Raw genomic sequence first — 12223 nt, forward strand, 5'->3', positions numbered from 1 at the left:
CACATGCACGCGTCCCTCAACGGCCTGGGCGTCCTGTGCGCCCTCCTCGTCGCCGTCTCCACCGCCTTCGCGCAGCCACCCGACGCGGCCCTCAAGGAAGAGGTGAAACAGCGGCTGGGCAAGGTGGAGCAGTCGCTGGACGACTGGGACGTGGGCGGCGCCCGCCGCGAGCTGGCCGAGGTCGAGAAGCGCGTGCCCTCCGAGCTGGAGCCCCTGAAGTACTTCCAGGGGCGCGTGGCCTTCGAGGAGGGCCAGTACGACGACGCGGTGACGCTGCTCGAAGGCGCCAACATCGAGGACAAGCCGGGCAGCTACCTGCGGCTGGCCAAGGACACGCGCGCCATCGTCAAGGACCACCAGAAGGCGGAGTCCGAGCACTTCATCTTCTTCTACCCGAAGGGCAAGGAAGAGGTGCTGGTGCCCTACGCGCTGGAGACGCTGGAGGCCATCCACCGGGCGCTCGCGGAGGACCTGGGCTGGACGCCGCCGGGCAAGGTGCGCGTGGAGGTGGTGAACAACGCGCGCGAGCTGTCCCGCGTCAGCACGCTGACGGAGAAGCAGATCCGCACCACGGGCACCATCGCCATCTGCAAGTTCAACAAGCTGATGGTCACGAGCCCCAAGGCCGTGGCGCAGGGCTACGACTGGCAGGACACGCTGGCGCACGAGTACGTGCACCTGGTGGTCAGCCAGTTGTCCCACAACACCGTGCCCATCTGGCTGCACGAGGGCCTGGCCAAGTTCCTGGAGTCGCGCTGGCGCGGCAAGGGCGGCCTGGCCATGACGCCGTCCACGCAGGCGCTGCTGGGCAAGCGCGTGAAGGAGGACAAGCTCATCCCCTTCGAGAAGATGCACCCCTCCATCGCCATGCTGCCCACGGCGGAGGACGCGGCCACCGCGTTCGCGGAGGTGTTCTACGCCATCGACTACATCCACGGCACCCAGGGCACCGCGGGCCTGCGCACGCTCTTGCAGGAGCTGAAGGCGGGCCAGCCGGACAAGAAGGCGGTGGAGGCGGCGACGGGCATGCCCTTCCCCCTCTTCGAGAAGACCTGGCTGTCCTACGTGAAGAAGCAGCCTTTCCCGCAGGAGCTGGTGCCGCGCGACGACCGCGTGGTGCTCAAGGAGGACGCCAAGGGCGCGCAGAAGGACAGCGAGAAGAAGGGGCGTGAAATCTCCTTCGGCGGCTTCTCCGAGGTGACGGAAGTCCCCGCGCGCAAGTTCGCGCACCTGGGCGAGGTGCTGCGCGAGCGCAACCGCGTGAAGGCCGCCGCGGAGGAGTACGCGCGGGCGCACAAGCTGGTGGGCGACAAGTACGAGTCGGTGTCCAACAAGTTCGCGCTCGCGCTGCTGGAGCTGCGCCGGTTGGACGAGGCGGAGGCCGTGCTGCGCGGCTCGCTGCGCATGCACCCGGGCTCGCCCTCCACCAACGTGCACCTGGGCCGCATCCTGCTGTTCCGCAAGGACTACCCGAAGGCGAAGACGGCGTACCTGGAGGCGCTGGCCTCCGACCCGTTCGACCCCGAAATCCACGTGGCCCTCACGCGCATCCACGGCGCGCTGGGCGAGACGGCGCTCGCGTCCCGCACGCGCGTGGCCGCCGCCAACCTCACGGGCCTCAAGCCGGACGACGTGGACCGCGCCGCCCAGGCCTTCCTGCGCGCCGAGGACGAGCTGTCGGAGACGAAGAACGTCCCCGCCGGCACGCCCGACGCCCCGAAGGCCGCCCCGAAGCCGGCGCCCGCGCCCGCGAAGTAGCCCTCCTCCCCGGCGGCCAGCCAGCCGACGAGGAGGACGGGATGGCGCTCCCAGACAGTCGTGTGGTGCTGAACGTCCGCTCCCGGTCCCGGGGTCAGTGGCGCTGTCCACTGGCGCACCGGCCCGTGGGCGCAACGTGAATTGGCGCACGTCCCCCTTCCCACCCACCAGGTCCAGCGTCGCGCCCTGCTCCAACGTGCGCCGCGCGGACCCGGGTGTGTCCGGTCCACCGACGTGTCCCGCCTCACTTCCGAGGCCCTGAAAAGGAGCAGCACCCCATGAAGCGCACCCTGAACGGAGTCACCCTCGCCGCGGTCCTCTTCACCGGCGGCGTCTCGCTGGCCCAGAGCGCCGCGTCCCCCACCCCCGCGCCCGGCGCGAAGACGGCCGCCGCGCCCAAGGGCACGGTGGAGTTCAAGGGCTTCGTGGTGCCGGCGGATCCGAAGGCCTTCCTGGAGCGCCTGCACTACATCAACCAGTCGGAGATCAAGCAGGCCGAGCTCGCGCAGAAGAACTCGCAGAACCCGGACGTGCAGAGCTACGCCAAGATGATGGTCGACTCGCACACGACCGCCGACCAGAAGGTCATGGACTATGCGAAGTCACAGAACCTGAAGCTGGCGGAGATGCCCAAGCCCGCCAACGACATGGAGAAAAAGGCCATGGCCGCGGACAAGGCGGACATGGAGAAGCTCCAGGCGCTGAAGGGCGCGCCGTTCGACTCGATGTACATGTCCGCCCAGGTCGGCGCCCATGACGCCGCCATCGGCAAGGTGATGGCCGCCCAGCACGGCATGGGCGCCACGGGCGAGCTGGCCACGCTGCTCACGAACCTCAGCCAGGAGCTGCCCAAGCACCGTGACATGGCCTACCAGACGCTGGGCAAGCTGGACGAAGCCATGGGCGTGGGCGGCGCCGGCATGCAGGGCGGCACCATGGACCACGGCTCCATGGGCGGTGCGACGAAGACGAAGTAATGCAGCCGGTGTGAAGCGCGGAACGCCTCCCCGGAAGTGCATTCACGGGAGGCGCCCTCCGCGTGCATAGTGCCGGGCCATGTCACGACTGATTGCCCTGGCCTCCTGTGTCTCCGTGCTGCTCCTCACCGGCTGCTCCAACAACGCCGACGCCATCTGCGACCGCCGCAAGGAGTGTTTCGAGTCCGACCTGGACACCGGCAAGTGCGCCGAGAAGATCAGCGCCTGGGAGGATGAGAAGGAGAGCGAGCAGGACGACCGCCGCGCGCGCACCGCGGAGTGCTCGCAGTGCATCTCCGACCGCACGTGCGCGGAGGTCATCTCCAGTTGCATCGACGACTGCTTCGGCATCCCCTGAAGCCCAGCGCCTCAAGGGATGCCTTGCTGGACGCGCGCTACTTGCGCGTCCAGCGGTCCAGCCAGCCCAGCACCTCGTCGTGCCACTGGATGCTGTTCCGCGGCTTGAGCACCCAGTGGTTCTCGTCCGGGAAGTACAGGAAGCGGGACGGGATGCCGCGGCGCTGGAGCGCGGTGAAGGTGGCGATGCCCTGCGTGTCCACCACGCGGTAGTCCCTACCGCCGTGGATGACGAGCATGGGCGTCTTCCACTTCGCCACCTGGTTCACCGGGTTGAACTTCTCGTACGACTCCGGCTTCTCCCAGGGCAGCCCCTTGTGCTCCCACTCGGGGAACCACAGCTCCTCGGTGTCGTAGTAGGCGGCGCGCTCGTCGAAGATGCCGTCGTGGTTCACCAGGCACTGGAAGCCGTCCGCCCAGTTGCCGGCGATCCAGTTGATCATGTAGCCGCCGTAGCTGCCGCCCAGCGCGCACCGCTTCGTCTTGTGGATGAAGGGGTACTTCTGGAGCGCGGCGCTCAGGCCCTTCTGCAAATCTTCCAGCGGCTTGCCGCCCCAGTCCCCGGCGATGGAGTCCGTGAAGGCCTGGCCGTAGCCGGTGGAGCCGTGGAAGTCGATCATCACCGCCACGTAGCCGCGGCCCGCGTACACCTGCGGGTTCCACCGGTAATGGAAGTGGTTGCCGAAGCTGCCCTGCGGCCCGCCGTGGATGAGGAAGGCCAGCGGGTACTGGCGCTTCGGGTCGAAGTCCACCGGCTTCACGACGTAGCCGTGCACCGTCTCGTTGTTCCAGCCCGGGAAGCTGAACTGCTCGAAGGCGCCGAACTTCAGGCCCGCGAGCGCGTCCTTGTTCACCTGGGTGAGCTGCCGCGCGCCGGTGCCGTCCGCCTTCACCGCGTACAGGTCCGCAGGCGAGTCCAGGTCATCCAGGGCGTAGACGACCTGGCCGTCCGCCGCGGGCTGGGCGCCGTCCGCGCTGCCGCCCTGGGTGAGGGCGCGCGCCTTGCCGGTGGCCACGTCCAGGGCGAACACGGTGTTCTGCCCCACGTCGTTGGCGGTGGTGTAGAGCGTGGCGCCGTCCTTGCTCCACGCGAGCGAGCCGGCCGAGCGGTCCCAGTCCTGGGTCAGCACGCGCTCCTGGCCGCCCGGCCACGTGCGCAGGATGACGCGGTAGCGGTCGGCCTCGTAGCCGGGGCGGGACATGGCCACGTACGCGAGCGTCTTGCCGTCCGGGCTGAACACGGGGCTGGTGTCCGTGGCGCGGTTCTTCTCCGTGAGCTTGCGCGGCTTCGTCTTGCCGTCGACGGGCGCGAGGAACAGGTCCAGGTCGGTGGACCACGACTCGGTGGGGCCCACGTCGCGCGCGGCGAAGACGATGCCCTTGCCGTCCGGGGTGAAGGTGAACTCCTCCGCGCCGCCAAAGGGCTTGCTCGGCGCGTCCGCGTCCATGCCCTTCATCACGTCTACTGCCGTGCCGCCGGCCACGGGGACGACGAACAGGTGCGAGCGCGTGCCGTCCTTCCAGGTGTCCCAGTGGCGGGCGAAGAGCTGCTCATACGCGCGGCCGGTGGTCTTCTTCTTGGAGGCCTCCGCGGCGCGCTGGGTGTTGCACGCCAGGTCCGCGCAGTCGGGGCGCGCGTCCAGCGCCACCGCGAGCTGCTGGCCGTCACGCGACAGCGCGAAGCTGTTCACGTCCAGCGGCAGCTTCGTGACGGGGAGCGGCTCGCCGCCGTCCACGGGCAGGCGCCACACCTGCGAGGAGCCGCCGCGCGACGACAGGAAGAAGAGGCTCTTGCCGTCCGGCGCCCAGACGGGGTCGCTGTCGCTGCTCGGGTCCGTGGTGAGCTGGCGCGGCGCCGAGCCGTCCAGGTTGACGAGCCACAGGTCGGTGCGGCCGCGGTTCGCCTCCAGGTCGGTGGAGCGCAGGACGTAGGCGACCTGGCGGCCGTCGGGAGAGACGCGCGGGCTGCTGAGCCGGCGCAGCGTGACCAGGTCCTGTTGATTGAACGGATGGGGCGCGGGCGCGGGGCTTGCGCCGAGCGCCAGGGCCGCGAGGAGCGACAGGGGCACGGAAGGTTCCTCCGGAGGAATGGAACCCGGACCGTGCCCTCGGGAGGGCGGACTGTCCACCGATGGATGCGGGCCCCGGTGGAAGAGGTGGAAGCCCCTGACGCGCGGTGCTAGAGATTCAGCCCATGAGCGCACCCATCGTCGTCCACATCTGGTCCGACTTCGTTTGACCCTGGTGTTACGTCGGCCTCGGTGAGGTCGAGAAGCTGAAGAAGGAATACGACGTCCAGGTGGAGTGGCACCCCTACTTCCTGCGCCCGGAGACGCCTCCGGAAGGGCTGCCGTTGCCCGAGTACGTGCGCCAGGGGATGAAGGACCCCAACAACCCGCTGAAGCTCCGCGCCGCGAAGGCCGGGCTGACGATGGTGCAGCGGGACATCATCCCGTCCACGCGCCGCGCGCACGAGGCGGCGGAGTACGCGCGCGCGCAAGGCAGGCTGGAGCCCTTCCAGGCGGCCATCCTGCGGCGCTACTGGAGTGAGGGTCAGGACCTCTGGCAGTGGGACACGCTGCGGGCCGCGGGCGTGGAGGCCGGGTTGGATCCGGACGAGCTCCAGCGCGCGGTGGAGGAAGGCCGCTACCGGCAGGTGGTGGAGGAGTCCGTGCGCGAGGCCCAGGAGATGGGCATCCGCGCGGTGCCCACCTTCATCCTGGGGGAGAAGGTGGCCATCCAGGGCGCGCACGAGTACCCGTCGTTCCAGCGGGCCATGCAGCAGTTGGGCGCGAAGCCGAAGCAGCAGGGCTGAGCGCTACAGGCCCTTCACCAGGATGAGCAGCCGCGCGAAGGTCTCCGGGCCTTCGCCGGCCAGGCCCCTGGCGAAGTCCAGGAACGAGGGCGCCTGCTCCACGTGCTTGGCGACGACCTGGAACGCCTCCACGGCGGCGGCGTCCAACGCGGCCACGGGCGCGCCTGGGGCCTCCAGCAGCGCCACCACGGCCGGGTGCCCGAGCAGCACCCAGCGCACCACGGAGGCGCGCAGCACGAGCAGGAACACGGCGTTCAGGAGGCTCTCGGCCTCGGTGAACGGGTGGCGCAGGACGTGGTTGAGCGCGTGGTGCAGGAAGTACTGGTGCACGCGCGCGCCGTGCAGGGACTCCAGTGAAGAGCGCCGCGCGGCGTGGAGCTCCCAAGCCCGGTCGGGATGCGTGTCCGCGCCACCGTAGGACGCGCGCACGGCGCTCATGAGCGACAGGAAGCGCGGGCTGCTCACGGCGGCCTCGCGGGAACGGAGCACGGCGCCGCAGATGCCGGCCCACGGGCCTCCGGGCAATTCCAGCGCCTCAAGCTGCGAGTGCAGGGACACGAGGGTGTCCGTGGATTCGTACTCACGCAGGATGCGCGCGAGCCGTGCTGTCTCCGTTGACGCGAACGCTGTCGTCCCCGGGAAGTAGAAGTCGCCCAGGTCCAGCGCCATGCGGCCCAGCGCGTACAGCCTCGCGGCGAACGGGACCTCGCGGCGGTTCAGGAGCCGCAGCATCGCTTCGCGCACGGTGTCCGCGTGGGCCGTCCACGCGTCGTCTCCCGCCGCCACCTGCCGCGCGACCTGGGGACGCAGGGCCTGCTCCTCGGGCACGGGCTCGCGCACCAGCGCGTCCTCGGACAGCAGGCACAGGCGCGCGGTCTCCGGACACGCGAGCGACCCGGCCATCTCCACCCACGCGCCCCAGCGCGTGAGCACTCGCGGGAAGACGGAGCAGCCGTCCGGCAGCACCGCTTCACCGTAGCGGCGCTGGAGCGAGCACAGCTTCGCTTCATCCAGGAAGGCGCAGTGCCCGTCCGCGCGCTTGCCCAGGATGCCCGCCTGCTGGCCCGTGGCGCCGTCCGGGTTCGGCGTGATCAACTCCGCGACCCGCGCGGCGTCCGGTGTGCCGGCGACCTTCTGGCGCAGCAGGCCCCAGCGTGACTCGCTGATGGGCACGGTGAGCCCCGCGCAGCAGGTGTCCTCGCACGCTTCCGCGATGCAACGGAAGCGCGCCATGTAGCGGGGGGCGGAGGCCGTCATCGCGCCAGTCTACTTGCGGCCCAGCGCCTTCTTCACGAACCCCCAGAAGCGGCCCGCGCGATCCTTCAGGTCCGCGCCCCGGCGATCCTCGGCGGCCTTCACCGCCTCCTTGCTCACCTGGAGCTGCTTCTGGAGCTCCTCCGGCGAGTAGCGCGTGGCGAGCGTCGCCTTCACCTCCTTGCGCGTCGAATACTCACGCGCCTCCACGTGCAGCACGCATTCGGAGTCGAGCTTGAGCGTCACCGCCACGCGCACGGAGCCCTTGGGGCCCTTCGGCAGGCCTTCCATGCGCACGGTGCCCAGGTACTCGTTGGCGGAGATGTGGTTGTCCTCGCCCTGGAAGATGGACAGCTCCATCCGCTCTTCATTGTCCTGCGACGTGCTGATGGCGAACGAGCGCTGCGTGGGCAGCGGGCTGTTGCGCTCGACGACGCGCTTGAAGCCGCCGCCGGGCATGGCCACGCCAATGGTCATGGGCAGCACGTCGATGAGCACCACGCTGCTCACCTTGTCCACCGAGCCCGAGTACAGCGCCGCGCCCAGCGCCACGGCCTCGTCCGCGTTGACGCTCGCCTGCGCGTTCTTGCTGAACAGGCCCTTGAGCTTGTCGCGCACCAGCGGCATGCGGCTCATGCCGCCCACCAGGATGATGTCGTCCACCTCCGAGGCCTTCAGCTTGGAGTCCAGGAGCACGTCGCGCACCACGTCGATGGTGCGGTTGAGCAGCGGGTCGCAGATCTTCTCCAGGTCCTGGCGCGACATCGTCACGCGCAGGTCCCGGGGACGGCCCGCGTCGTCCATCATCAACATGGGGATGTGGACCTCGAACGTGCTGCGCTCGGACAGGGCCATCTTCGCGCGCTCGGCGGCGTCGCCCACGCGCGACAGGGCGATGCCGTCCCCGTTGAACGCGATGCCTTCCTTCTCCTGGAAGCGCTCCAGGAGGAAGTCGACGATGAGGTTGTCGAAGTCGATACCGCCCAGGAAGATGTCGCCGCCGGTGCCCAGCACCTCGAAGACGTTCTTCTCGATGCGCAGGATGGTCGCGTCGAAGGTGCCGCCGCCCAGGTCGTAGACGAGCACCCTCTTGTTGAGCTCGCGGTTGAGGCCGTACGCGAGCGCCGCGGACGTGGGCTCGTTGAGGATGCGCTCCACCTTGAGGCCGGCCATCGCGCCCGCCTTGCGGACCGCTTCACGCTGGGGCTCGGAGTAGTAGGCCGGCACCGTCACCACGGCGCGCTCCACCTTCTGGTTGAGGTGGGTTTCGGCCATCTCCTTGCACTCGCGCAGGATGATGCCCTGCACCTCTTCCAGCGACAGCACGTCGTTGCCCAGGCGCACGGCGGCGCGACCGGCGGCGTCGGGGGTGATTTCGTAGTGGAAGCGCTCGCGCACCTGCTTCACCACGGCGCTGTCGTAGGGGCGGCCGACGAGGCGCTTCGCGCCGTAGATGGTGTGCGTGGGCCGCAGCACGAGCTGGTTCTTCGCGCGGTGACTGACGAGCAGCTTGTTCTGCGCGCTCAGCGAGATGACGGACGGGATGGTGTTGTAGCCCTCGCGCGAACGGAGCACGACGGGACGGCCGTTGGACAGGAGCGCCACGCAGGAGTTGGTGGTGCCCAGGTCGATGCCAATCACGGGCCCCGTGCCGGCCAGCGTCTGCGGTGGCGTGAGGTAGATGGGGCGCACCTGACCGTTGGCGTCCAGGGCCGGGGGCGCGGGGGCCACCGGCGCGGCGGCGGGCGCGAGCGTCGCGGGGGCGACCGGAGCGGCGGGCGCGGGCGGGGCATGGCGCACGGAGGGAGGAAGCACGCTCGGCGGCGGCTGTTGCGGTGGAGGGGCCACGGGCCGCGCGGCGGGACGGCCCGCGGAGGACGCGGGCTCGCGCGCGAGCTCCAGCGGCCCGTCGTCGTCGATGGACAGGTCCAGGTCGAACTCGGCGCTGCCGCCGGACGGGCTCTGCGGCGCGGGAGGCTGCTGCGGGACGGCGCGGCCCCAGGACGACGCCGGCTCCTGCGAGAGGCCGGGCGCCGCGGGACGGTTGGCGAAGGAGCCGGGCTCCAACGGCAGCTCACCGGGAGCGTGTGCCCCGGGACGACCCGCCACGGATCCAGGTTCGCGACCCAGCCCCGGAGCACGTCCCGCCGCGGATCCAGGCTCCAGTCCCAGGCCCGGAACGGAAGGACGTCCGGCGGCGGATCCGGGCTCACGCCCCAGGCCCGGCGCGGCGGTGCGCCCGCCAGAGGAGAGCGGTTCAAGGCCCAGGCCCGGCGCGGCGGGACGACCGCCAGAAGAGCGAGGCTCAAGCCCCAGACCCGGCGCGGCGGGACGACCGCCAGAGGAGCGCGGTTCAAGGCCCAGACCCGGCGCGGCACGGCCGGCGGCGGAGCCAGGCTCGCGACCAAGTCCCGGGGCACGACCGGCGGCGGATCCAGGCTCCAGTCCCAGGCCCGGCGCGGCGCGACCGGCGGCGGAGCCCGGCTCTCTCCCCAGTCCCGGCGCGCGACCCGCGGCGGATCCCGGCTCGCGCCCCAGCCCCGGCGCACGGCCGGCGGCGGAGCCCGGCTCACGCCCCAGCCCCGGCGCGGCGGCACGGCCGGGCGAGGACGCGGGCTCACGCCCCAGCGGACGCTGACGGCCCGGCGAGGACGTGGGCTCGCGCGCCAACTCCAGCGGCGCGTCGTCATCCAGGGAGGACAGGTCGAAGTCGAACTCGGCGCTACCGCCTGAGGGCTTCGCGGGCGCCACCGGCGGCGCCGCGGGCGGAGGCGGAGGGGCCGCGCGCTGCACGGGCGCCGGAGGCACCGGCGCGGCGCGAGGCGGCGGCTCGGGGGAGACGTCCGAGAAGTCCAGCTCGAACCCGCCCGCGTCGCCCGGAGCCGCGCCGTCCTCCACGGAGAGCCCCACTTCGATGGGCACCTCCTCCAGCGGCTCACCCATCGCGATGGGCTCTCCCACGACCGGAGCCTCGAACTCGAAGTCGAGCCCCGGCAGCGGCTCGTCGCCTCCCGACAGCACGCCCTGCACGGTGGGCGGAGGCGTCCCCGCGATGAGCTCATCCAGCGGGATGTCCACGTCGTTCGCGGAGTCCGCCTGCGCCAGCCCCAGGTCCTCGTCGGGCGAGCCCAACGAGAACGGCTCGTCCGCGCCGCCCAGGGACAGCGGCTCGTCCGCGCCGGGCGCGGGACTGGACGGAGCATCCAGGTCATCGAACAGCGAGTCGAGCGCGGCACCCCCCGCCGCCGGCTGCGCGGGCGGTGCGACGGCCGCGGGACGCGCGGGAGCAGCGGCGGGCCGGGGCGCGGCGGCGGCTGGAGGCGCGGCCACGGGCGGACGCACCGGCGCGATGCCCGGCGTCGTCAACGGCGCGATGCCTGGCGCGGCCAGCGGCGCGATGCCCGGCGCGACCATCGGAGCAATGGACGGCAGCGGCGCGGCCGGCGCGGCACTGCTCCCCGGCTTGCGCTGGAGCATCAGGTCCACGAGCGCGCGGCTCGCGGTGTCCAGCTCCTGGAACTGCAACCCCATGCCCGGAGGCCCCGCGGGGTCGTTCACATCGCGCACCCAGCGCACGGTCGCGGTGCCCTGGAGCACGCGCACGCCGTTGGCGATCTGCACCTCGAAGCGCACGGGCGTGCCCACCGGCTGCGGCGTGCGTGAGCGGATGAACATGCCCCCGGGGCTGATGTTGGTGGCGAACTCCTCGGTGAAGCTCCCCACGGTCTCATGCTTGAGCTTCACCAACAGACCGACCGACTTGCGGTCCGAGGTACGCCGACCTTGATCCATGGTTCAGCACTGTCGCGTCCGGGGGCCATTCCCTCAAGGGGGTTCTGGCCCCCTGCCCGTCCGGCCGGTGCCCGTTCGAGACCTCCAGGTGCGCATCTGACTTACGTGTATGTCCCCGCTATCCTGGGACTTCGTTTCCCCCAGGAAGCAGTCCGGGTCCACCGGACGGGAGTGCCCCGATGAACGCGGTCCCCCATTTCGCCCCGGCTCCCCTGCATGCGCGGTGGTTGGTGGGCCGACGGCATGACCTGCTCTCCACGGTAGGGGGACTGGGCGCGAGCCTGGCGCTGATGGCGTTGCACGTGCTGGGAGGCGTGAGCGGGCCGCCGCTGTGGTGGGCGTGGGTGTTGCTGCTGGACGGGCCGCACCTGTTCGCGACGGTGACGCGCACGTACCTGGACGCTCGGGAGCGCAAGGCGCGAGCCCGGCTGCTCTGGGGCAGCCTGGGGTGGTTCGCGGCGGGGCCGGCGGTGTTCGCGGCGTCGGTGCTGTCCGGGCAGCGGTGGCCGTTCGCGGTGTTCGTGACGCTGGCGGCGCTGTGGGCGTACTGGCACGTGGTGCGGCAGCACTACGGCATCATGGTGCTCTACCAGCGCAAGGCCGGAGAGCGGGACGCGTGGGACCGGCGGCTGGACAGCGTGACCCTGTACGTGGGGCTGCTCGCGCCGTTCGTGGCGTTCGCGCTGACGCATCCAGGGGCGCGGCGCCGGTTGGGGCTGATGGCGGAGCCGACCTGGGAGGTCGGGGTGGCGCACGCGTGCTTCGCGGTGGTGCTCGCGGGGGTGGGGGTGCTGGCGGCGAGGCAGGTGTGGCGGTGGCGCCGGGGGCTGGGGGTGAACGGGCCCAAGTTGTTGATGCTGGGCGCGGCGCTGGGGCTGACGTCGCTGGTGTTCTGGCCGTCGGTGTCGCGGCGGATGGACTTCCTGATGTTCACCGTGGCGGTGACGGCGTTCCACAACGTGCAGTACCACGGCATCGTCTGGTTCTTTCACCGCAACCGCTACCACTCGGACGGCGTGGACCGGGCCGCGTTCGGCCAGGCGCCGAAGGTGAGCCAGCGCTTCATCATCTACGCGCTCTGCGGGCTCGCGTTCACGCTGGTGTACCGGACCCTGGGCTGCGGCATGGGCGTGCACCCGGGCTGCGGTGCGTTCGACGCGAAGCTGGCGCTGGGAAGCAGCGGGCTCACACTGACAGCGGAGCCTGAATGAGGTGAGCAGACTGGGGTGTTGGAGAGGTGAGGAGGGAACACCATGTCCAACGGCCATTC

The 12223-nt window shown here is 71.0% G+C and carries 7 protein-coding genes and 1 pseudogene; 5 read left to right on the forward strand and 3 right to left on the reverse strand.

Annotated elements, in window-relative coordinates:
- Window positions 1-3: 3 nt before the first annotated feature.
- The 3 genes from K8556_RS32300 (at window position 4) to K8556_RS32310 (ending at window position 3093) form a co-directional block, all read left to right on the forward strand.
- Window positions 4-1758, forward strand: a complete 1755-nt coding sequence (locus tag K8556_RS32300) for a tetratricopeptide repeat protein (RefSeq protein ID WP_223743965.1) — start codon at window positions 4-6, stop codon at window positions 1756-1758.
- A 278-nt stretch (window positions 1759-2036) separates the two neighbouring features.
- On the forward strand, window positions 2037-2735 hold the full coding sequence (locus tag K8556_RS32305) for a DUF4142 domain-containing protein (RefSeq protein ID WP_223743956.1): 699 nt from the start codon (window positions 2037-2039) through the stop codon (window positions 2733-2735).
- A gap of 79 nt (window positions 2736-2814) precedes the next feature.
- Window positions 2815-3093, forward strand: a complete 279-nt coding sequence (locus K8556_RS32310; RefSeq protein ID WP_223743957.1) for a hypothetical protein — start codon at window positions 2815-2817, stop codon at window positions 3091-3093.
- Window positions 3094-3130: 37 nt separating this feature from the next.
- Here the strand turns inward: K8556_RS32310 and K8556_RS32315 are convergent, their stop codons facing one another.
- Window positions 3131-5161, reverse strand: coding sequence for a S9 family peptidase (locus tag K8556_RS32315; protein ID WP_223743958.1), 2031 nt, complete (start codon window positions 5159-5161; stop codon window positions 3131-3133).
- A gap of 182 nt (window positions 5162-5343) precedes the next feature.
- On the opposite strand from K8556_RS32315, the pseudogene K8556_RS32320 reads away from it, so the two are divergent.
- Window positions 5344-5907: pseudogene (locus K8556_RS32320) on the forward strand (DsbA family protein); the annotation flags it as partial.
- Window positions 5908-5910: 3 nt separating this feature from the next.
- Here the strand turns inward: K8556_RS32320 and fliB are convergent.
- A complete protein-coding gene (fliB, locus tag K8556_RS32325) occupies window positions 5911-7164 on the reverse strand; it encodes a flagellin lysine-N-methylase (RefSeq protein WP_223743959.1) in 1254 nt (417 codons plus the stop codon).
- Window positions 7165-7173: 9 nt separating this feature from the next.
- Window positions 7174-10953: a TIGR02266 family protein gene (locus K8556_RS32330; protein WP_223743960.1), complete on the reverse strand. Its 3780-nt coding sequence runs from the start codon at window positions 10951-10953 to the stop codon at window positions 7174-7176.
- Window positions 10954-11132: 179 nt separating this feature from the next.
- Between K8556_RS32330 and K8556_RS32335 the strand changes: the two genes are divergently transcribed.
- A complete protein-coding gene (locus K8556_RS32335; protein ID WP_223743961.1) occupies window positions 11133-12164 on the forward strand; it encodes a hypothetical protein in 1032 nt (343 codons plus the stop codon).
- The last annotated feature ends 59 nt before the right edge of the window (window positions 12165-12223 follow it).

The sequence above is a fragment of the Corallococcus sp. AS-1-12 genome (genome assembly GCF_020036995.1).
Lineage (GTDB): Bacteria > Myxococcota > Myxococcia > Myxococcales > Myxococcaceae > Corallococcus.